The sequence below is a fragment of the Patescibacteria group bacterium genome (assembly GCA_041651355.1).
Classification (GTDB): Bacteria; Patescibacteriota; Patescibacteriia; order Patescibacteriales; family UBA12465; genus JAPLVX01.
The window spans coordinates 18,980-39,523 of sequence record JBAZJK010000001.1 but is presented as its reverse complement, the minus strand read 5'-3'; the positions used below and the strand labels follow the sequence as shown (position 1 = coordinate 39,523).

General features: G+C 41.1%; 20 protein-coding genes, 4 tRNA genes and 1 pseudogene. 19 read left to right on the top strand and 6 right to left on the bottom strand.

The genetic code is table 11. From position 1 onward, the window contains the following. Positions 1–12: 12 nt before the first annotated feature. Positions 13–735, bottom strand: a complete 723-nt coding sequence (locus tag WC441_00235) for a YebC/PmpR family DNA-binding transcriptional regulator (protein ID MFA5162938.1) — start codon at positions 733–735, stop codon at positions 13–15. 128 nt (positions 736–863) lie between these two features. Here WC441_00235 and WC441_00230 point away from each other — a divergent pair, with 128 nt between their 5' ends. After that, complete coding sequence (locus WC441_00230; protein ID MFA5162937.1) at positions 864–1,784, top strand: hypothetical protein; 921 nt, start codon at positions 864–866, stop codon at positions 1,782–1,784. 39 nt (positions 1,785–1,823) lie between these two features. Here the strand turns inward: WC441_00230 and WC441_00225 are convergent, their stop codons facing one another. From WC441_00225 to WC441_00215, 3 genes are all read right to left on the bottom strand, one after another. Then, positions 1,824–2,066 (bottom strand): phosphopantetheine-binding protein, encoded by a 243-nt coding sequence (locus tag WC441_00225; GenBank protein ID MFA5162936.1) that lies wholly within the window; start codon positions 2,064–2,066, stop codon positions 1,824–1,826. Between the two features lie 97 nt (positions 2,067–2,163). Beyond that, positions 2,164–2,901: a 2,3-bisphosphoglycerate-dependent phosphoglycerate mutase gene (locus WC441_00220; protein MFA5162935.1), complete on the bottom strand. Its 738-nt coding sequence runs from the start codon at positions 2,899–2,901 to the stop codon at positions 2,164–2,166. Positions 2,902–3,005: 104 nt separating this feature from the next. Then, positions 3,006–4,337 (bottom strand): hypothetical protein, encoded by a 1,332-nt coding sequence (locus tag WC441_00215; GenBank protein ID MFA5162934.1) that lies wholly within the window; start codon positions 4,335–4,337, stop codon positions 3,006–3,008. Between the two features lie 338 nt (positions 4,338–4,675). On the opposite strand from WC441_00215, the gene WC441_00210 reads away from it, so the two are divergent. From WC441_00210 to polA, 7 genes are all read left to right on the top strand, one after another. Then, positions 4,676–5,869: a M23 family metallopeptidase gene (locus tag WC441_00210; GenBank protein ID MFA5162933.1), complete on the top strand. Its 1,194-nt coding sequence runs from the start codon at positions 4,676–4,678 to the stop codon at positions 5,867–5,869. Positions 5,870–5,876: 7 nt separating this feature from the next. Next, a complete protein-coding gene (locus tag WC441_00205; GenBank protein ID MFA5162932.1) occupies positions 5,877–6,125 on the top strand; it encodes a hypothetical protein in 249 nt (82 codons plus the stop codon). A 25-nt stretch (positions 6,126–6,150) separates the two neighbouring features. Further along, positions 6,151–6,224, top strand: a tRNA-Ala gene (locus WC441_00200). Between the two features lie 121 nt (positions 6,225–6,345). Beyond that, the gene (locus WC441_00195) at positions 6,346–7,089 is read left to right on the top strand and encodes a MerR family DNA-binding transcriptional regulator (GenBank protein MFA5162931.1); all 744 of its coding nucleotides are present in this window, start codon (positions 6,346–6,348) and stop codon (positions 7,087–7,089) included. Between the two features lie 4 nt (positions 7,090–7,093). Next, positions 7,094–7,381, top strand: coding sequence for a hypothetical protein (locus tag WC441_00190; GenBank protein ID MFA5162930.1), 288 nt, complete (start codon positions 7,094–7,096; stop codon positions 7,379–7,381). 28 nt (positions 7,382–7,409) lie between these two features. Further along, entirely contained in the window at positions 7,410–7,598 is a 189-nt protein-coding gene (locus WC441_00185; GenBank protein ID MFA5162929.1) for a hypothetical protein, read from the top strand. A 164-nt stretch (positions 7,599–7,762) separates the two neighbouring features. Beyond that, a complete protein-coding gene (gene polA / locus WC441_00180; GenBank protein MFA5162928.1) occupies positions 7,763–10,567 on the top strand; it encodes a DNA polymerase I in 2,805 nt (934 codons plus the stop codon). Between the two features lie 27 nt (positions 10,568–10,594). On the opposite strand, the gene WC441_00175 is transcribed toward polA, so the two are convergent. Beyond that, complete coding sequence (locus WC441_00175) at positions 10,595–11,164, bottom strand: hypothetical protein (protein ID MFA5162927.1); 570 nt, start codon at positions 11,162–11,164, stop codon at positions 10,595–10,597. 58 nt (positions 11,165–11,222) lie between these two features. Here WC441_00175 and murD point away from each other — a divergent pair, with 58 nt between their 5' ends. The 10 genes and pseudogenes from murD (at position 11,223) to WC441_00125 (ending at position 17,107) form a co-directional block, all read left to right on the top strand. Continuing rightward, positions 11,223–12,551: a UDP-N-acetylmuramoyl-L-alanine--D-glutamate ligase gene (murD, locus tag WC441_00170; protein ID MFA5162926.1), complete on the top strand. Its 1,329-nt coding sequence runs from the start codon at positions 11,223–11,225 to the stop codon at positions 12,549–12,551. Further along, positions 12,532–13,368: a glutamate racemase gene (gene murI / locus WC441_00165; GenBank protein MFA5162925.1), complete on the top strand. Its 837-nt coding sequence runs from the start codon at positions 12,532–12,534 to the stop codon at positions 13,366–13,368. Before murD ends, murI begins: the two co-directional genes overlap by 20 nt. Before the next feature lies 1 nt (position 13,369). Further along, a complete protein-coding gene (holA, locus tag WC441_00160) occupies positions 13,370–14,350 on the top strand; it encodes a DNA polymerase III subunit delta (protein MFA5162924.1) in 981 nt (326 codons plus the stop codon). A 77-nt stretch (positions 14,351–14,427) separates the two neighbouring features. After that, positions 14,428–14,501, top strand: a tRNA-Ile gene (locus WC441_00155). A 32-nt stretch (positions 14,502–14,533) separates the two neighbouring features. Then, positions 14,534–14,606, top strand: a tRNA-Met gene (locus WC441_00150). Between the two features lie 408 nt (positions 14,607–15,014). Then, the gene (locus WC441_00145) at positions 15,015–15,698 is read left to right on the top strand and encodes a helix-turn-helix domain-containing protein (GenBank protein ID MFA5162923.1); all 684 of its coding nucleotides are present in this window, start codon (positions 15,015–15,017) and stop codon (positions 15,696–15,698) included. Further along, a tRNA-Pro gene (locus WC441_00140) sits at positions 15,699–15,776 on the top strand. A 62-nt stretch (positions 15,777–15,838) separates the two neighbouring features. Continuing rightward, entirely contained in the window at positions 15,839–16,099 is a 261-nt protein-coding gene (rpsT, locus tag WC441_00135; protein ID MFA5162922.1) for a 30S ribosomal protein S20, read from the top strand. Positions 16,100–16,189: 90 nt separating this feature from the next. Further along, a pseudogene (gene rpsO / locus WC441_00130) lies at positions 16,190–16,450 on the top strand (30S ribosomal protein S15). A gap of 159 nt (positions 16,451–16,609) precedes the next feature. Continuing rightward, entirely contained in the window at positions 16,610–17,107 is a 498-nt protein-coding gene (locus WC441_00125; GenBank protein MFA5162921.1) for an NYN domain-containing protein, read from the top strand. Positions 17,108–17,164: 57 nt separating this feature from the next. On the opposite strand, the gene WC441_00120 is transcribed toward WC441_00125, so the two are convergent. Further along, positions 17,165–17,998, bottom strand: a complete 834-nt coding sequence (locus tag WC441_00120) for a hypothetical protein (GenBank protein ID MFA5162920.1) — start codon at positions 17,996–17,998, stop codon at positions 17,165–17,167. 211 nt (positions 17,999–18,209) lie between these two features. On the opposite strand from WC441_00120, the gene WC441_00115 reads away from it, so the two are divergent. Beyond that, the gene (locus tag WC441_00115; GenBank protein MFA5162919.1) at positions 18,210–20,474 is read left to right on the top strand and encodes a polyribonucleotide nucleotidyltransferase; all 2,265 of its coding nucleotides are present in this window, start codon (positions 18,210–18,212) and stop codon (positions 20,472–20,474) included. Positions 20,475–20,544 lie beyond the last annotated feature (70 nt).

Genomic DNA, 20,544 nt, shown 5'->3' with positions numbered 1-20,544 from the left:
AGAAGATGATACTTAAGCTAAGTTAGTATAATAGTCATTGATATCTTCATTATCTTCCAGCTCATCCATTAGCTTATCAATTTTCTCCTGGTCTGAACGGTCTAGACTCACTTTTTCTTTGGCTACATACTCCAAATCAGCGCTAGCCACTTTCAAGCCTTTCTTTTCAATAAATTCCCGAACCTTGTGTAAATCTTTCGGATCAGTATAGATGCTTATACCTTCTGTTTCTTTGATTAGGTCGCTTGCTCCCTGATCGATGAGCTCTAATTCGAAATTTTCCATATCAACTCCCTTGCCAGCTATTTCTTCCTGGTCGATCCTGACTACCCCTAGTTGCTGAAAATTCCAAAGCACAGCTCCAAAGGCGCCGCCGACTTTAGTAAAAAGATGCCTAACAGCCGAAGCGCTGCGATTACGGTTATCGGTCAAACATTTGACTACGAACTGGACGCCAGCCGGGCCTAAAGCTTCATAATACAACTCTTCTACCTGAGCGCCGCCGAGCTCACCTGTACCACGTTTAATTGCTCGCTCAATATTATCTTTAGGCATATTTGCGGCCCGAGCACGGTCAATCGCTAATCTCAGGCTGGCATTAGCATTCGGGTCTCCGCCTCTCTCCCTGGCGGCAATCGTGATAATATTAGCCATCTTGGTAAAAACCGCGCCGCGCTTAGCGTCGACTATGGCCTTTTGACGATGAGTAGTCGCCCATTTTGAGTGTCCGGACATAAAATAAAAGGTTTTAAGGGTAAATTAAAAACAAATAAAAACTTGATTTTCTAACTTGACTTTAGCGCAAATTGAAATAAAAATCAATCTAAATTATAATGAAAAGGCGAGGTTTAAATAATAAATTTATGCTTTCAAAAAATATCCCCAATCTAGATAATATCGTCTTGGCCGGCTTGGACTTTTTCCAAAAAAACAAACCGCCCAGGCTTAGTTTAACAAAAGGCTCGACTCGCTTCGTCGTCGGCAGCGTAAATGCTTATAACACCGGGCGCATGCTATTTCATGGACAATCCGCCTTCCTGGCAGATGAGGGCAGTTTTAAGGATGCACTCAAAACTTATCGCCATCTAATAAAGCAAGGAACTATCAAAGAAGCGATCATTATTTCAGCTTCCGGAGAAAAAGATTCCATCTGGGAGATAAAAGCCGCCCAGAAAGCTGGGCTCAAAACTAGCCTTCTAACTTGCAACGCTGAGTCCAGCGGAGCTAAAATCGCCGATCAGGTTTTCTGTTTCCGAAAAATAGCTGAACCTTATTCTTATAATTTCTCTACCTACCTAGGAATGATCCTAAGTTCCACTAAAGAGGACCCTAAAGCGATAAAAGATTTCATTTCTCGTCTAAATGTTCCTAGTAGTTTCAAGAAACAATCCTTCTTCACTTTTATCCTGCCAGATAAATACAAGGCGATCGTCGATATGCTGAATGTTAAGAATGACGAACTCTTTGGGCCCTACGCTAGCTTGCGCGCCTATCCCGAGGGTGCGGCCAGGCACGCTAAATTTATCTGTAAATCACCCAAAGAGATGATTGTCAGTCTTGGGAAAAATGATTATTTTGGAGAAAAGAATCAGCGCTGGGAAATAAATTTGCCCCAAAAGTCTAATTTCGCCCTCGTTTTAGCTTTAGCCTATTATCTAGCTGGCCTTATCCAAAAACAAAAACCGCCTTATTTCAAAAGAGGCCTACCCGAATATTGCCTTAAATCTGGCCCGAAACCATACGGGCAAACAAAGCCTTTCGCCATCATCGTCCCAGGAAATTAAAAAAAAGGACCCAAGGGTCCTTTTTTGGTGGGCACAGATTCAGGCTTTTTCCAGAATCAGGTCGCAAATGTCACCGAAAGTGGCCAGGGCCTTAGTTTCCGAATCAGAGATAGAGATATCGTATTTCTTCTCGATATCCATTACCAATTCGGCAATGTCTAAGGAATCAAACCCGACATCAGCCGGGCTAGCCTCCAGATCGACATCATCGGGGTCAAGGCCTTTGCTCGTGGCCATTCCTTTTAAATCGGCCAAAACTTTTTCTTTGCTTAATCCTTCCATGTTAATGGTTTTAGAGGGTTAAAGAAATTTGTAAAAAGCGATGAGCTAATGATAAATAAAAAACAACCCTTAGTCAACCGGGTTGTTCTTTTTCAGACTATTTAACTTTAACCTGCCCTTTAACCTCTTCCACTGCTCTAGCCAAATCTCTGGCTGAAGCCAGAAAATAACGCTTCTCGGCTTTAAACTTCTTAGATAATTCGTAAACTAAGGGGATGCCGGTCGGAATATTAAAATCTACCACTTCTTTAGCTGATAGTTTCGAGAGGTGTTTAACTAGGGCGCGCAAACTATTGCCAGAGGCAGAAATGATCACTCGCTTATCCTCTTTGAGAACCGGAATCACCATGTCACGCCAAAAGGCGACAACTCTTTTTTCTACATCTTGCAAACTCTCGGTGCGAGGCACCGGGAGACCGCTATACTTAGCATCATCCCTTTGATCGAAACGGTTAGAGGCGGAAATCTTGGGCGGGCGGACCGAATAGGAACGACGCCAAAGCATTACTTGTTCCAAGCCGAATTCCTTAACTGATTCCTTCTTGTTCTTACCTTGTAAATCACCGTAATGACGTTCATTCAAGCGCCAATCTTTAACTATTTTCGGACGCTTACCGGGATAGCTCTTTAGGATTAAGGATAAAGTCTGGCTACTGCGACGCAAATAAGAATCAAAGGCTACATCAAAAACGAACCCTCGGCGCTTTAGATCCTTTCCGGCCTTAATTGCCTCTTGCCTGCCCCGAGCAGTCAAGCCGGCATCAACCCAGCCGCAAAACAAGCCCTTCTTATTAAAAGTTGTTTGCCCGTGGCGTATTAAAACTACTTTTGTCATAAATAAATATTTCCAAACATTTTGATTATAACATAATCCATGCTTAGAATAAACAAAAGCAGCCCGGCTGAGCCGGGCTGCTTTAATTTGAACTGAACAAATAATTATTGAGCAGTGAATGAGCCACCAGTAACTTCTCCACTCTCACCAAAATCATTAATAGCCGTTAATTTCCAAGTATAGGCTCCGGCCGAAAGATTCCAGCCGCTAGGGATCTTGTAGGTGGAATTAGTAGAATAGACGGTCTTTACTACTCCATTAGCATCGGAGACTGTCATCTTATAGAATTTAGCTCCCGGGCTAGCTGCCCACTTAAAGACAGAAGATGTAGCGGTAATCGTCTGGCCTTTTGGCCAAGAGATTACAGGATCTTTTAAGAAATTAGACTTAAAGGCTCTAGCTTTTGACCAACCAGAATCAGCAGTTTTAACTTTCCAGAACAAATTAACGTTCGGATGAGTCTTGATAAAATCATAAACGTAAGATCCGGAGCTTAACCACGCAAAATTACTAGCGCCAACGATATCCTCACTAGTTGAATTCACGTCATTAGGGAAAGATTCTTTAGTACTAACGGCAATCGTGGGGTTAGTGCCACCGTTGTTGGTCCAATAGAAAACCGCCGAAGAAAAGCCTGTCTGGGCAAATATATTTTCTGGATTAATAATACTATTCTTCAAGATAAAAAACTGAGGGTCGCTTTCAGCTCCAGGACCGACGTTATTATAAGTAGTAACCGTCCAGCAATAATTGCCAGCTGGCGTATTCGACAAGATTCCGGAACCAATAGCTGTGCCTTCTAATTTTATGTTGATTTTTTCAGTAATTGAGCAAACAGGAGCAGAAGTGAAGTTAGGGATAGTCGCAGCATACACCCTAAGAACGCTATAAGTGGAACCATTGGTCATATTCCATTTAAATTCCTGGGGCTTGTTTTTATATATTGTCGGATAAGAATAGGTGGTAACACCATTTACTGTCTTGCTGGTAAACTTGGGTGAGCTAAGAGTGGTTTTAGCTGGAGAGGCAGCGGTCGAAAATTTATAAGCAGGCGACCAATTACCGCAGTCCGTGGCATCACACGCCCTTACATGCCAAAAATATGTTTTATTTGGCTCTAGACCACCAGTCAGAAAAGGAATATTAGCAGTCGTAACTTGCCCGGGGTTAATATAATTATTAGTATTGAGCCAACCATTAGCGTCTGTCACGGAATCACTGTCCGTAAAACCATTATTATCTTTCCTAATCTGTAATTCATAGCGTGCAGCGCCTGGAATCTTGCTCCAATAAAGAGTGGTGACTGTGTGATTGTAATTCTTTGCATTATTACTCGGCGAAACTAGGGTCGGAGTCGCCGGAGCTGCGAAACTTAGGCTTGGCAAGAGGACTAAAGCAAAAATCAGTCCTAAGCCAAAGAGGCTTTTTTTAGACATAAATTTTTTACCAACTTAGAGCCTTGGGGTCTAAATAAGTAATTTTTTGATTTATACTATTTATTTTTTATTATTATACCATGTTTGACGCTCGAGGCGCAATGATGGTAGGATAAATAATATGAAAAACCGTTTAAAATCCTAAATATATAGAGAAACAAGCGCCCAGTAAACTAGTCAAAGCTTTAGTCCAAATCTCTCTTGCCCTTATAAAATCCGTAATCTTACTTAAAAATTTAGGGGTGAAGTTGGTCAAACTAAGTTTTCGGCCTCTAAAGTTTATTACCCGACTTCTATTCTATAAGATATTAGTCAAATTTTATTATGGTTTTTTCCGGATGCGCCAATCTGGCTGGACTGGCAGGCCAATACAGGACTTACGCAGCACTCGTTTAAGACATCTTCTGATTTTCATCCTAATAATCTTCATTTTCATCCTAAACCTCAGTAATGGTAGCAGCGCCAAGAGTGCCTCCAATGAAACATACAAAACTGTCCTAGCAAAACTGATTCCCAATGAATTTGGCAATATTGCCGACCAAGAATTTATTGAAGACAACAGTCCGGCTGATAGCCTACAAAACATACAAGACAAATATCTAGCTGAAGAAAATAAGGCGGTTAATCCTTTGCACGCCAACCTAGAAATTACTGACAATAGCTCAGACATCGCTTTCAGCGATGACAACAGCTCGGTCTTCAAACCGAACTTCTTAGTAGTAGCCGGCGATATTAATAGCTCGGTCTCCAGCGTAGCTAAAAGGCAAGAAATCATATACTATAGCGTCGGGACTGGAGATACGATTAGCACTATTGCTAGGAAATTCAATATCAGTGTCAATACGATCTTATGGGCTAATAACCTAAGCGCTTTTAGCTTGATCCGTCCAGGAGATAAACTGATGATCCTGCCCTCTTCAGGCGTTTTATATGTAGTGGCTAAAGGCGATACCTTAAGCAAAATAGCTAAAAATTACGGCGTCAGCGAAGACCAGATTAGTAGTAGTAATAATCTAGGGGAACATCTGGTGATCGGGCAAAAGATAATAATTCCTGGCGGAAAGAAGTTGAGCACGGCCACAATCGCTAAAAAACCAAGCACGACCAGCGTGTCCGGAGTCGGTGTTATTTCTAACCTGATAAAATCCCCTAAAGCTCCGGCGGCGGCGAGTAAGATGAATTGGCCGGCCGGCGCCTATCGCATCACCCAATACTTCTCTTGGCGCCATCCCGGCGTTGATATCGCTGCGAAAGTCGGAACGCCGATTTATGCGGCTGACAGCGGCGTAGTAACCATCTCCCAAGGCGGCTGGAACGGCGGCTATGGGAACACTATCGTTATCGATCATGGCGGCGGCAAAAAAACCCGCTACGGCCATATGTCAAAATTATTCGTGAAAGTCGGCGACAGCGTTGATAAGGGTGAAAACATCGGCGCCATGGGCTCAACTGGCCGATCAACCGGTCCCCATCTCCACTTTGAGATTATTATAAGCGGCAGCAAATATAATCCTTTGAATTATATAAGATAACAAATATATGCACATTGTCTGGGGTTTAATAATTATGGCAGCCGGCACAATGATGATTATCAAAACTGAATGGCTGCTTCAGAACTTCGGTAGAATGGCTTGGTTTGAAGATAAATTCGGTACAGAGGGCGGATCACGTCTAGGCTATAAGCTGATCGGCCTCCTGATAGTCATCTTGGGCATCATCGAATTAAGCGGCGGAATGGGCGGCTTCTTAAACTGGATATTAGGCCCGCTCTTGAAATACAATAAATAATATAATAATCTACAATTATAACTAGGGGCCTTTAGCTCAGCTGGCTAGAGCACCTGCTTTGCAAGCAGGGGGTCAAGGGTTCGAATCCCTTAAGGTCCACCTTAGAAGACTTGGTACCAGCCAAGTCTTTTTTGTTGACATTACTGACACTATGATATACAATGTATATATTGATATAATAATGTATAACTTTGTATAATTTAATGGTATTTGTATAACTATGTTAAATGAAACTGAATTAATAAAAATCAGCGAGGCTGCAAAAATGCTTGGCGTTAATATGCAAACCTTGCGACGTTGGGACAAATCTAATCGGCTTAAGTCTTTTCGAATTAACCCTAAAGGTTACCGCTACTACAAACTTGCAGATATCCGACTAATCACTAAAGATATTTTTTCTTTGGCCAAAAAATGGGTTCTTGAATCAACGGCTATCGAGCCTGATGACCAATTTTTTTGTCTAGATGCGCCAACTTTCCAATCCAGGCTAAACCATTTAGAAGCAGGCCTGCAAAAAATTCCTGAACTCAAAAAAGATTTTCCTCTTATTAGTTCGATAGTTGGGGAAATAGGCAATAATTCCTTCGACCACAATCTGGGATCATGGCCAGATATCAGAGGTATCTTCTTCGCCTACGATTTGAATAAAAAACAAATCGTCTTAGCTGATAGAGGCCAAGGCATTTTAACTACCCTCAAAAGAGTCCTCCCGACTTTAATAAATGATAGCGAAGCTTTATTGACGGCATTCACGGAAAAAATTTCTGGACGGTCTCCAGAGAATCGCGGCAATGGGCTAAAATACGTTAAAAAGGTAGTTGTTGATATTCAAAAAGATACACAATTAAAATTATATTTCCAGTCTGGAAATGCTTTCACTATTCTAGATAGCAGAACGACTAATTTAAAAATCGAACAAGTCGACATCTCTTTTCGGGGGTGTTTAGCTTTAATTAATTTTTAAGAATATGCTCATTGAACTAAAAAAATTTGGCAATTTATTGACTTCGCGGCAACTCGGAAAAGAATCTTTGGCTGCTATATCCCCTCTACTGCCCAAAGAAAATACTGAAAAAATCATTATTGATTTTTTAGATATTACGACTTTTTCACCCTCCTGGGGAGATGAATTCTTGTCGCCGCTTCAACAAAAATATCAAAATAATTTATTCCTAAAAAATACTAGCAATGTTTCGGTAAAAGCAACCATTGAAATTCTAGAGGAAACAAACAAGGTAAAATTCCAGATGGAATAACGAGTTTCATTTATCTAAAATGCTCAGTATGTTATTACCTCAACCACAATTCTTCGATATCTTCGGCTTCTTTGGCTTTGTTTTCATAATCGTCCTAGCTCTAATTGCCTTAAACAGAAAACCGTTACCCAGATGGATGATTATAATATTACTGATAATCGGCCTAAGCGGCTTAATAGTGGACGGCCTGGTCGTTTATTCATATTATTTCCTATAAAAACCAGATGCAAAAAAAAATCTCCTTTAAAAGGAGAAACGAGCGGGATCTAAATCGCACTTTTCAAAAAGCCTGTCCAAAATAAAAGGACAGGTTTTTTGTTATCTAAATAGATTTGATTACTGGCTTGAAGGTGATAAAAATGTTAAGATAGATGTACTTATATGAAGATGAAAAAACTAATAATCATTGACGGAAATGCCCTAATTCACCGTAGTTTCCATGCCTTGCCCCCCAGCCTAAAAACTAAGGATGGCCTTTTGGTGAACGCCGTTTATGGCTTCACCTCATTCTTATTAAAAGCTCTGCTAGAATTCAAGCCAGAATATGTCGTTCTTACCTTGGATAAAAAAGGACCGACCTTCAGACATGAGGCATACTCTGACTATAAAGCCACCAGGACAAAGGCGCCTGACGAACTATATGAACAAATTCCTTTAGTTAAAGAAGTCGCCGATTCTTTAAACATCTCTATTTTTGAACTAAGTGGCTACGAGGCTGATGATTTAATCGGTACAATTTGTGCCCAGCTAAAAGACGAAAAAAACCTGCTTAAGATAATAATTACTGGGGACATGGATACCTTGCAATTAGTGGACCAAAGAACCGAAGTCTACACCATGAGCCGCGGCCTAAATGATACGGTCATATATAATGAAGCTAAGGTTTTTGAAAGATATGAATTAAAACCCGACCAGATCATAGATTATAAGGCCCTGCGCGGCGATCCCAGTGACAACATCCCCGGAGTTAAAGGCATCGGAGAAAAAACAGCAACCGAACTATTAAAAGAATTCAAAGATTTAGATAAGTTATACCAGGCTGTTAGAGAAAAAAACCCTAAGATACCGCTGAGGATCTTAGAAAGGCTCCAAGAAAACAAGCCTGAAGCCTTTCTATCCCGAGAGTTGGCGACCATTAATCTCCAGGCTCCCATCAACTTTAAATTGGAAAATATAAATTTCTCTAATTTTAATCTGGATGAAGTCGTATCACTCTTTAAGCGTTTAGAATTTAAATCCCTATTGAATAAAGTTAAAGAATTACGTGATCATATCAAGCCTAAAGAGCAAGGCAACCAAGACGGCGAAGCTAAGTTCCAGCGTAACTCCCAAAAATTAAAATACCACCTAATCGATTCGGATAAAGAATTCCATAATTTCTTAAAAAAATTAAAAACAACCAAGGCTTTTGCTTTTGACACGGAAACCAGCGGCCTCGACCCTCTAATTGCTGGGCTACTAGGTATAAGTTTTTCCTGGCAAGCGGGCGAAGGCTATTTCCTTAGTCTCCGCACTCCAGAAAAAAAGATTAATACGGCCGGCAAAAAAGACTTGTTTTCATATCAAGCTACCGACCAAAAAACGCAGGACTTACACCCCTGGCTCAAAGCCTTGGCACCGATATTCAAAGATAAAGAAATTGAAAAATACGGCCATAACTTGAAATTTGATCTTCGGGTCCTCCAGGCTCAGGGCCTTGAGATCAACGGTTTAAGTTTTGACACCATGATCGCCTCTTATCTTCTAAATCCAGAAAATCGCCAACATGGCTTAGACTCTTTGAGTTTCTCCGAGTTGTCATGGGAAAAAATAAGCAAAGAAAACCTTCTAGGAAAAGGCAAAGAAAAAATTTCCTGGCCAGAGGTTCCGCCCGCCAAGATGGCCCTCTACGCTGTCGAAGACGCAGATTGCACCGCTCGCTTGACTAAAATATTTAAAAAGAAACTAAAAACAGCCAAGCTAGAAAACCTTTTTAACAAAATTGAACTTCCCCTAGTCACGGTTCTAGCTGATATGGAAAATTGGGGGATAAAGGTTGATAAAAACTTCCTCAAAGTTTTAGATAAAAAGCTCAGCCGCAATCTAGCTGAACTAGAGAAAAAAATCCACGAGGTGGCCGGCCAAAAATTCAATATCAATTCCACGAAACAACTCAAAGAAATCTTATTTGAAAAACTAGACATACCAACCGACAACGTAAAAAGGACTAAAACCGGATTTTCTACCGCTGAAGATGAATTAAACAAGCTTTGGGAATTACATCCCATCATCCCTTTGCTCAAAGATTACCGCGAACTATCAAAATTATTATCCACCTATATCAAAGCGCTGCCTAATTTGATTAACCCCATAACCGGCCGCATCCATACTAACTATAACCAAACGGTCGCAGCCACCGGCCGATTATCATCTAACGATCCTAACCTGCAAAATATTCCTACCAAGACCGAAATTGGGCGCCAAGTCAGAGCAGCCTTCGTGGCGGATCAAGGATATAAGTTGGTCAGTTTTGACTATTCTCAAATTGAACTCCGGATTGTCGCCGATATCGCTAACGATCCCACCTTAATCCAGGCTTTCCGGGATAATAAGGATATCCATACCATCACAGCGGCAGCGATTAATGGAGTCGGCTTAGAAGAGGTGACAAAGAAGATGAGAAATGAGGCCAAGGCGGTTAATTTTGGGATTATATACGGCCAGGGACCGCATGGTTTGAGCCAAGGTGCCGGCATCCCTTATTTCAAAGCCAAAGAATTTATTGATAAGTATTTCGCTTCCTATCCCAAAATCAAAAAACTCATGGACCGGACAATCGAGTTGGCCCGCCGCGACGGTTTCGTTTCCACTCTCTTCGGCCGGCAACGTCCGCTAAGCGACATCAACTCGCAGATAGTCATGGCAAGAAAAGCGGCCGAGAGGATGGCAATCAATACCCCGATACAAGGAACGGCCGCCGATTTGATAAAAATGGCGATGATTAAGATTCATGAAATGATTAAGGATAAACCGGAAGAGATAAAGCTTCTGCTCCAGGTCCACGATGAGTTGATTTTTGAAATCAGACAAGATAAGATAGGCTTTTACGCTCCCAAAATCAAAAAAGCAATGGAAGAGGTTATCAAACTTAAAGTACCAATAATAGCTGAATACAGCCAAGGAGATAATTGGGGGGAGTTAAAATAAAAAGAGCCGCTATATTGATTAGAGGCTCTAAAACCGAAACTTCTCCGATAAAAATCGGCGTATCGGCGAGAGAAATGACCAGATAATGGCCATTGCGAACATGAAGACATGAAGATAGACGGTAAAAAGCAGGTGGGAAATTAAGCCATAAAAAGCGGCCCCGAAGGAGATCGCCGCCCACAAACCGACGGCCGTGCCCCCGAAGACAAAGCAGAAAAGATAGGAATCCAACATAAAGCTTTCCTCTTCCGCTTCTTTCTCTTGCGAGGCTGAATCTTTCGTCTTATTCATGCTTTTGGAATGCAATTTCTGGTCAGCTAGCAACAAACGCCTAGCTTGCAAGAACCAGGAGAAGACTGTTATGAATAAAAGCCAAACCAGAATAAAGAGCGGATCAAGCCAACGGGAAATCAAATAATGAATGTCGATAAATTCGAGCTCAGCGATATCTTGAAATGATATAGAGCTAAGCCCACCCTTAATCAAAGGGGGAAGATAGACGATCAGGGCAACTAGCCAAATAACGATAATGGCTAAGCCTGTTTTCCAGAAAAAAATTTTCTTCTGCAGATTGATTTTTGCTTCCGTAAAAGTCATAGGCACGAGTATTAAATTTTGGTAAGAACTAAAAATATCTAACCACAAAAAAATCATTATGTCTAGACAAAAAAACAAAGCCAAAGATGCTATAAAAATCGCCTTTTTAGGATTTGGCTTAGAAAATCGAGCTGTAATGAATTTTTTTTTGAAAAATAAGTTTGATGGGGAAATGACTGTTTGTGACCGTCGCGATCTAAAGACCCTTAAAGCTATAATGCCCCCGCCTCCTCAGATAAAATATCTCCTAGGAAAAAAATATAACCAGAATCTGGATAATTATAATATACTATTCCGTTCTCCGGGCTGGCCACTATTCTGCCCCGGCATACAGAAAGCTGTAAAAAGCAAAAAGGTTTTTATAACCAGCGCCATGAACCTCTTCTTTGCTTTATGTCCGACAAATAACATCATCGGCGTGACCGGCACTAAGGGCAAAGGTACCACCAGCAGCTTAATTTATAAAATTCTAAAAAAAGCTGGCAAGAAGGTTTATCTGGGGGGCAATATTGGCTTAGCGCCATTTGCCTTCTTACCTAAATTAAAAAAGAATGATTGGGTGATTTTGGAGCTATCCAGCTTTCAGTTAGAAGATTTGGGATATAGTCCAAAGATTGCCGTCATCACTAATCTTTTTCCAGAACACCTAGCTCCAGCCGACCCACTGAATCCCAACTATCACCTTTCTTTAAAGAGTTACTACAAGGCAAAATTTAATATTGCTAGACACCAAGGTACGCAAGATTATCTGGTATTCAATAAAAAATTTAAGGATATTTTAGACAAAGAGAAGGGTCTTAAAAGTAAAATTAAATATTTTACTAGCAACAAACTACCAAGCCGCTTAGCGGCCACTTACAATCAAGAAAATATCGATGCGGCTGTCACTGTGGCTAATATCTTAAAAATTAAGCCATCATTCATTAGCCAAGCCGTGAAAGACTTTCACCCCTTAGAACATCGACTAGAATTACTTAAAGAAAAAAATGGCATTAAATATTACGACAATAGCTTTGCCACTACTCCGGAAAGCACAGAAATGGATTTAAAATCTTTTAAAAGATCTATTATCTTGCTAGCGGGAGGAGCGGATAAGGGGGCGAATTTTTCCAATTTAGCCCAGACCATAAAAAAAACGGTTAAATTCTTAATTCTATTCCCAGGAGCCGGCACCGTCAGACTTAAATCAGCTTTAAAAAAAGCCAAATTCCCTACACAGAAAATCTGGGAAGCGGCTAACATGTCTCAAGCCGTCAAAGAAGCTAATAAGCAGGCCAAAAATGGAGATATTGTCCTACTATCAACCGCCTGCGCTAGCTTTGGTTTATTTAAAAACTATAAAGACCGTGGACAACAATTTAAAAACTATGTTAAAAAATTCAGTTAAACAAAAAGGAAGCATCGGGGTCTTTGACTCTGGCCTAGGCGGACTTACAGTGTTGCGCCATTTTCTAAAAGTCCTGCCTCAATATAATTACATCTACTTAGGTGATAATGGCCGAGTTCCCTACGGTAATAAATCACAGGCTCTTATCTATGAATATACTCGAGAAGCAATCGATTTTCTATATCATAAAGGTTGCCGTCTCATTATAGTGGCTTGCAATACCGCCTCGGCTCAAGCCCTCCGAAAAATACAACAAGAATATTTACCTAAAAAATATCCAGAACTTAAAGTGTTAGGGGTAATACGGCCCCTGGCTGAGGCTGCCGCTCAACACAAAGATTTTAACCGCATTGGCGTTATTGGCACCAGTTCAACCGTTGCTTCTAAATCCTACATCAAAGAATTAAAACATCTCAAACCTAGCTTACTGGTCTACCAACAGGCAGCGCCATTGCTAGTGCCTCTTATTGAAGAAGGCTGGATCCATAAGAATGAAACTACCAGCATCTTGCAAAAATATTTAAAAAACCTAAAAAATAAAAAAATTGAGATGTTGATTTTGGCCTGCACCCACTACCCGATCTTGATTAAAGACATCCGTAAAATTATGGATAAAAAATGTTTTGTACCTGACCCCGGGGTAATCGTAGCTAAAAGCCTAAAAACATATCTGCAAAAACACCCCGAATTAAAACTTGATAAAAATAAGAAGGCGGGCAGATATTTCTATACCTCTGATGATCCGAAAAAATTTTTAATTCTAGGCAAGAGATTCCTCCCCCGGGAGATGAAATCAGCCGAAAAGCTAAGCTGGTAATATGATAATCTTCATTTATGGCGCCGATACTTTCCGTAGCCGACGCAAACTCCAAGAACTTAAGGATAAATTCGTTAAGGAACTTGATCCCGGATCAAGCAGTTTGAGCTCTTTGGCTGGCCCCAATATGAATCTGGGCAATCTTAATGAAGCCATCGCCACCGGATCTTTATTCGTTAAAAAAAGAATGGTCGTCATTGAGAATGTCTTTAGTCACAAGAAAAAAGAAATATTTAAGGAACTTCTAGAGTATTTCAAACGCCTGTCGGTCGCCCAAGCCCAAGACGAACAGACTATTATTATTTTCTACGACCAAGAATTAAACACGAAAGATAAGCCCCTACCGGCTGCTGCCAAAGCTTTCTTTGTTTGGCTCAACCAACAAAAATATGTCCAAGAATTCAAGGCTTTAAACAATGAGCAACTAAGCCAATTCGTCAAGAATGAATTTAAATTGTATGGCAAGAAAATCGGCTCTCGAGCTTTAGAGCACTTAATCGCTTTGACCGGTCCCGATCTATGGCGTCTGCATCAAGAGATTAATAAGCTGTCCCATTACCAAGAAGGGAGTGAGATCAAACCCGAGGATATCGCCAAGCTAGTTAGCAATGGCTATGAAGAAAATATTTTCGCCTTAACCGATGCTTTTAGCGCGAAAAATAAAAAACTAGCTCTAGCGCTTTTAGAAGAACAATACCTGGCTGGTTCTAGCCCTGAATATCTATTAAATATGCTGTATCGCCAATTCAAGATCTTATTACAGATAAAAGACGCTCTGAGTAAAAATCTAAATCAGGAAAAAATCAGCCAAGAACTCAAAATTCATCCTTATGTTGTTAAAAAGGCGATTGGGACAGTGAAGAATTTTTCTCTGGCAGAATTAAAAAACTATCTTGACCGCCTCCTGCTGATAGATTACTTGAATAAAAGCGGCCAAGGAGACATAAAAACCGAAATAAACTTAATAATAGCCGAACTTTGAGCTCTTGCTTTTTTATAAGTTGTTTGTTATATTTTATCCATAATTTGCCAGAACTTATTTTTTTTATCATTCAATCGGGGCGATTAGCTCAGCTGGTTAGAGCGCAACACTGATAATGTTGAGGTCGGAGGTTCGAGTCCTCCATCGCCCACCGACTAGTAATAAATACAACCAGTCATTTATAGCGGGGTAGAGCAGTTGGCAGCTCGCTAGGCCCATAACCTAGAGGTCGTCGGTTCGAATCCGACCCCCGCAACCTGTTTTACAACTTAATGCCTCGGTAGCTCAGTGGTAGAGCAAAGGACTGAATTTCGGTCCACCTGATGGAAACATCGGGATGCAAATCGGGTGAATTCGGGGAAGCCTTAACTTTATCCAAATAGATAACAGAAAGGTAATCCCGAGCCAAGCTTTGATCGGGTTTAAGATCAAAGAAGGTGTAGAGACTAGCGGGTGAGCCCAACAATAATCCCGCCTTGAGCGCCCGACTCCGTATTTAAGAAATTAAACGGGGATGATATAGTCCGAACCTTGAGGAAACTCAAGCCAAATCCAAGGAAAATCCTTGTGTCGTCAGTTCGATTCTGACCCGGGGCACAATTAAGTAAATAAAAAATTGAACTTACGATACTATTACTTATACTGTGAGTTCAATTTTTTATTTATGCGTTCCGACAAATTACAAGCAATTAAACTCAGGCTTTCTGGGAAATCGTATAATCAAATACATGAAATTTTAAATATTCCCAAAAGCACCCTCAGCATCTGGCTAAAGGATGTCAAGTTAGGCAAGCGGGCTCAATTAAAGATAGCCTCACGTGTAAACAAGCTGTCTATTACTAAGCTAGTCGAGAGGAATAGGCGGCAAACGATTCTAGCCAAGGCTAAACATCAAAAAATAAGACTGACGGCAAACTTAGAAGCCAATCACCTATCCCGGGAACCATTATTTATCGCTGGCACTTCTTTATACTGGGCCGAAGGCTATAAAAAGGGCTGGGAAAAAAGTAAATGGAAAAGTATAGATTTTGCTAACTCTGACCCAGCAATGATAAGGATTATAATCCTATTCTTTCAAAAATATTTAAAAATAGAGAAGAAAAACATTAAAATCCAAATCATGGGCCATGAAGGCGATGATATTGAAAAATATAAATCTTTCTGGCATAATCTAACAGGTATACCAAAAGAAAATTTTTTCAAAACTCATACGACCCTAAGTAAATCTAGCAAAAAGAGGATTTCCACTAAACTTAGATACGGCACAATTCATCTAAGAATAAACAATGTAAACGCCTTTTTCCGCCTTTCTGGCTGGGTTGATGCTTTAAAAACAAAATTTAGTTAGCGGGGTGTGGCCCAGTTGGTCTAAGGCGTCTGGTTTGGGACCAGAAGATCGTGAGTTCGAATCTCACCACCCCGACCATTGACTTTTATATACAATTCTGTTAAACTCCTAGTACTAAAATATTATATAAGAAGTATCTTATGCCTAATAAAAAATCTGCTAAAAAAGAACTACGCAAAAACTTAAAGAGAAAAACAGCTAACCAGAAACAAATGGCTGGCTTGAGAAAGCTAGTGAAAAATAATCTGAATGCGATCAAAGCTCAGGAAAAGAAAGTAAAAGACGAATTCAAGGCGACCATCCAAGCCTTGGATAAGGCTGCCAAGAAAGGTTTGATTAAAAAAAATACGGCCGCCCGTAAAAAATCACGCCTACAGAAAAAAATCAATTCAATCAAATAAAAATATTTAACAGCCACTCTTTCTTGGAGGTGATGGACCATCGGCTTAAGCCGCTTGCTAGATATCACGTCTCGGATAGAGCGAAAAAACATGTTAGACAAAAAAACTAAAGAAAAAATAATCAAAAAATTCCGCACCCATGAGAGTGATACCGGATCGGCACAGGTCCAAATCGCCATTCTAACCGAAGAGATCAAAGAACTAACCGAACACCTAAAACAGCACAAACATGACTACTCTTCCCGCCGCGGTCTGCTAAAAAAAGTCGGCGAAAGACGCAAGCTGCTAAAATACTTGCAAAAAGAAAATTCTGCCGCCTTCCTAGAACTCGCCCAAAAGCTAAAATTAAAGGTAGCCCAAAAAATGCAGGAAGAAGAACAAGAAGAGCTGATGAAAGAAAAAAAATATATTAATCCTGAAACCGAAGAAGAGACGAAAGAAGAGGAAGAAGAGAAATAAAAATTTAATCCGCCCCTTCAAAAGGGCGGATTAATGTTATATAATTACTATATGATTAAACATAAAGAACAAAGAGTCGGTCTCTTGGTGGATGTAGCCAACATGTATCACTCAGCCAAGAACCTATACAGTAAAAAAGTTAACTTCAAGGAAATTTTGAATCAAGGAGTCGCTGGCCGCAAACTTGTCCGGGCGACGGCCTACGTAGTTAAAACTGAAAGTGAGGAAGAAATGCCTTTTTTCGAAGCGCTGAGCCAACAAGGATTTGAAGTCAAGATGAAAGATCTACAAATTTTCGCCGGCGGAGCCAAGAAGGCAGATTGGGATGTCGGGATTGCAATTGATGCCATTAAACTAGCTGACAAGCTGGACGTAATCATCTTGGTATCCGGCGACGGCGACTACATACCTTTGGTTTCCTATCTCCAGAATAACAAGGGCTGCTTAGTTGAAGTTATGGCCTTTAGAAAAACCACTTCATCTAGACTGGTCGAGGAGGCAGATGACTTCATGGACTTGGGCTCGAATCGCCGCTTCTTAATCTCATAAAACTATGAAAAAAGAAGGTTGTTTGGCAACCTTCTTTTCTGTTTACAAAAAGAACTATTAAAGAAAACCCTTTAAACGAGCTTTGACATGGGGCAGCATTAGCTCGGAATATTTTTCAGATAACTCGACCAAGAATTTATCATTTTCTGATAAATAATAGAGCAGATAGAGGCTGGTGGCAGTCGGTGCGATAGCATGTACGATCTCGGCCAAACGTAAAGCTTCTTTGTGTTGACCTTCAAGCAGCCAGCGGATAGATTGGAATCTTCTGGTGAGCAATAAATTCTTGCACATTGATTCGGCTCTGTCATAGAGGGTCTGCGCTTCCGCCTCATCGCCAATAATCAACATCTGGTTGGCCAATTTAGCGGCGGTGAGTAACTCCCAAGCTGGGCGGTAGTCTGAAATCTCATGGACAAAATTCTCAGGTAATGATTCTTTGAGGTCAGTAAATTCAATCAAGGGGTCAATTTCGTGACCATCGACACACAACACGAAACGACTGCTCTCAACGAATATAATATCATCCAAATAATGCTCATCGCCCGTTTCCTGGAACCTATCTAAGAGATAGGGCACGAAACTGTTTTGCTTAATCTCGGCGACAGAGATGTCTGTGTCTTTAAAGAACACTTCCATCACGGCCACCATTTCAGCTATCTGTCCTAAGGCCGTGCCTTGGTCAAACCAGGAACTGAGTAAGGCTTCCTGAAACAGGCTTAAGCCGTGGCGTTGATGCATAAAGTTTATCGCCCTTAGAGCCTCCAAGGGTTCGGGGTGGGTCGTTCCGTGGCCATCATACAATTGATTGCCCACGACATTGGCTACTACCTGGCAGTAGGTCCGGTTTAATTCTAAGCCCTTAGGGCCGGAAAATTGGGAAAGATCCATGTTGATTTATATTTAGGGTTTTAAGTTGTAAATAACGAATATCCCAAAATACTATAATAAAATTAAATATTAGTCAACCTTTACAAAATCATCATATTTTTATAAACTAATGATTAATAAACAATAAATAATTAAGTGTCTGTCCGTTAGATAAATAGAGCTGTAAGATGATTCTTATAGTCTGTAATCTACCGGCCAGGCTAAAAAATTTATGGAAAATAAAGAAAAAATTGTCAGCAGTGAGTGGCTAGACCGAAAACTTAGCTTCAAAACCGGCAAAATCGCCCAACAAGCAGATGCGGCTGTTTGGGCACAGTATGGAGAAACCGTGGTCCAGGCGACGGTAGTTCAGGCTAAAACTGAACGGGAAGGAATAGATTTCTTCCCCTTGATGGTGGAATTTGAAGAAAAATTATATGCAGCCGGCATCATCAAGGGTTCGCGCTGGATTAAAAGAGAGGGGCGCCCAACCGACCAGTCAATCTTGACCGGACGCATGATAGACCGCTCCATCCGCCCTTTATTTGTTAAAGGCGATAATCGTGATGTCCAGGTAATCATCACCGTATTAGCGGTTGACCAGGAAAACGACTATGATATCGTCTCCCTCTTGGCTGCTTCTGCGGTTTTAGCTATCTCTGGATTAGAATGGAAGGGTCCGATTGGTGGCATCCGGGTTGGTTTGATTAATAATGAGTTTATCTATAACCCAACCTATGAACAGCAAGCACAAAGCAGCCTTGACTTAATCGTGGCTGGAACCGACAAGAAAACCATCATGATTGAAGCTGGCGCTAACGAGATCCCTGAAGACTTGATGCTTAAAGCAATAATGGCTGGACAGAAAGAGATGCAAGGAGCAATCAAATTGATAGAGGAGCTAAAAAAGACGGTTCCGGCTAAAAATAAAGAGGCTAAAATAAAGCGGGAAAGCACGGAAGATAAGGAACAGGCTCTTGAAAAAGAAAAAACCTTAGCTCTGGGCAAGACTTGGCTAGAAGAAAATATCAAAAAAATATTATTTGATAAGATATACTATACTAAAGGGGAAAGAAAACTAGCGATCAGCGTTATTAAAGATGGTCTCGATGAATATTTATTCAACCAAGGCATTACTAGCTCTCAACGGTCCTATGCAATTAAAAAATTAGTAGAAAGCATGGTTGAAACTGAAATAACTAAAGCGATTTTAGACGATAAACGCCGGGTTGACGGCCGCAGCTTAACAGAAATCAGGGCCTTATCCGCCGAAGTAGCAATTTTGCCGCGTGACCACGGCACAGCCCTGTTCTCTAGAGGCGAAACCCAGGTCATGTCAATCGTGACCTTAGGGGCGCCAGGTTTAGAGCAGTCTTTGGAAGGTATTGAGGGCCAGAGCAAAAAGAGATATATGCATCATTATAACTTCCCCCCATATTCAGTCGGCGAAGCCTCCCCCTTAAGAGGCACCGGCCGCCGAGAAATCGGACACGGGGCTCTAGCAGAAAAAGCCTTGATGCCTATGATTCCTAATCGCGATGAATTTTCTTATACAGTCCGCGTAGTTAGTGAAACCTTGGGCTCAAACGGCTCATCTTCGATGGCCTCTACCTGCGCTAGCTCCTTAGCCTTAATGGATGCTGGTGTCCCGATTAAAAAACCAGTGGCTGGCATCGCCATGGGCTTAGCTTCCAACGCCGACATGAGTCGCTGGGAAGTTCTAACTGATATCCAAGACTTAGAAGACGGAGAAGGCGGTATGGATTTTAAAATCACCGGCACAGATAGCGGCTTAACTGCCATCCAATTAGACACTAAAACGGAAGGTTTAAGCGAAGAGATAATTACTAAAACCTTAAGCCAAGGCAGACAGGCTCTTAATGAGATCTTGAACGTATTAACCAAAGCTATCCCGGCGCCTCGGGCAGAACTTTCTCCCTATGCCCCGAGAATTATCAGCTTCAATGTTGATCCTGAAAAAATCGGCGCTATCATCGGTCCAGGAGGCAAGGTTATCAATAAAATCATTGATGAAACCGGAGTCAGTATCGATATTGATGACAGTGGCCTGGTCATGGTCTGCGGCACAGATGCGGCCATGGTACAAAAAGCAGTAGATCAAGTTAAACAAATCGTCCACGTTTTCGCGGCTGGAGAAATAATCCAGGGAAAAGTCGTCCGTATTTTGGACTTCGGAGCTTTCGTTTCCTTAAATAGCAGCCAAGATGGCATGGTCCATGTTAGCGAGCTTGCCCCCTATCGTATTGAAAAACCTGGAGATTTCTTAAATCTGGGCGATATAGTGACAGTCAAGATAAAAGAGATAGACGACCAAGGAAGGATTAACCTGAGCATGAAAGGTTTACCGGAAAACCAGATTTTATGGAAGGATGAAAAGGGTAAATCTAATGGATCTTCCTTCACAAATGGCTTTAACCGAGGAGATAGGGGGGCTCGGCCTTCCGGTCCACGCCGACCCAGTCGGTTCGCCCGCTAAGGCTAGTCTTGACTTTTCTGGACTATTAAGCTAATATTTGGTCATAAAATAAATTAAAATCAGCAATAAT

Excerpts from the sequence above, each read along its gene's own strand:
- WC441_00220 (MFA5162935.1), bottom strand. The coding sequence starts at position 2,901 with ATGACAAAAGTAGTTTTAATACGCCACGGGCAAACAACTTTTAATAAG.
- WC441_00215 (MFA5162934.1), bottom strand. The coding sequence starts at position 4,337 with ATGTCTAAAAAAAGCCTCTTTGGCTTAGGACTGATTTTTGCTTTAGTC.
- WC441_00235 (MFA5162938.1), bottom strand. The coding sequence starts at position 735 with ATGTCCGGACACTCAAAATGGGCGACTACTCATCGTCAAAAGGCCATA.
- WC441_00225 (MFA5162936.1), bottom strand. The coding sequence starts at position 2,066 with ATGGAAGGATTAAGCAAAGAAAAAGTTTTGGCCGATTTAAAAGGAATG.
- WC441_00120 (MFA5162920.1), bottom strand. The coding sequence starts at position 17,998 with ATGGATCTTTCCCAATTTTCCGGCCCTAAGGGCTTAGAATTAAACCGG.
- WC441_00175 (MFA5162927.1), bottom strand. The coding sequence starts at position 11,164 with ATGACTTTTACGGAAGCAAAAATCAATCTGCAGAAGAAAATTTTTTTC.
- rpsT (MFA5162922.1), top strand. The coding sequence starts at position 15,839 with ATGCCTAATAAAAAATCTGCTAAAAAAGAACTACGCAAAAACTTAAAG.
- murD (MFA5162926.1), top strand. The coding sequence starts at position 11,223 with ATGTCTAGACAAAAAAACAAAGCCAAAGATGCTATAAAAATCGCCTTT.
- holA (MFA5162924.1), top strand. The coding sequence starts at position 13,370 with ATGATAATCTTCATTTATGGCGCCGATACTTTCCGTAGCCGACGCAAA.
- WC441_00230 (MFA5162937.1), top strand. The coding sequence starts at position 864 with ATGCTTTCAAAAAATATCCCCAATCTAGATAATATCGTCTTGGCCGGC.
- WC441_00195 (MFA5162931.1), top strand. The coding sequence starts at position 6,346 with ATGTTAAATGAAACTGAATTAATAAAAATCAGCGAGGCTGCAAAAATG.
- WC441_00115 (MFA5162919.1), top strand. The coding sequence starts at position 18,210 with ATGGAAAATAAAGAAAAAATTGTCAGCAGTGAGTGGCTAGACCGAAAA.
- murI (MFA5162925.1), top strand. The coding sequence starts at position 12,532 with ATGTTAAAAAATTCAGTTAAACAAAAAGGAAGCATCGGGGTCTTTGAC.
- polA (MFA5162928.1), top strand. The coding sequence starts at position 7,763 with ATGAAGATGAAAAAACTAATAATCATTGACGGAAATGCCCTAATTCAC.
- WC441_00205 (MFA5162932.1), top strand. The coding sequence starts at position 5,877 with ATGCACATTGTCTGGGGTTTAATAATTATGGCAGCCGGCACAATGATG.
- WC441_00125 (MFA5162921.1), top strand. The coding sequence starts at position 16,610 with ATGATTAAACATAAAGAACAAAGAGTCGGTCTCTTGGTGGATGTAGCC.
- WC441_00210 (MFA5162933.1), top strand. The coding sequence starts at position 4,676 with ATGCGCCAATCTGGCTGGACTGGCAGGCCAATACAGGACTTACGCAGC.
- WC441_00145 (MFA5162923.1), top strand. The coding sequence starts at position 15,015 with ATGCGTTCCGACAAATTACAAGCAATTAAACTCAGGCTTTCTGGGAAA.
- WC441_00190 (MFA5162930.1), top strand. The coding sequence starts at position 7,094 with ATGCTCATTGAACTAAAAAAATTTGGCAATTTATTGACTTCGCGGCAA.
- WC441_00185 (MFA5162929.1), top strand. The coding sequence starts at position 7,410 with ATGTTATTACCTCAACCACAATTCTTCGATATCTTCGGCTTCTTTGGC.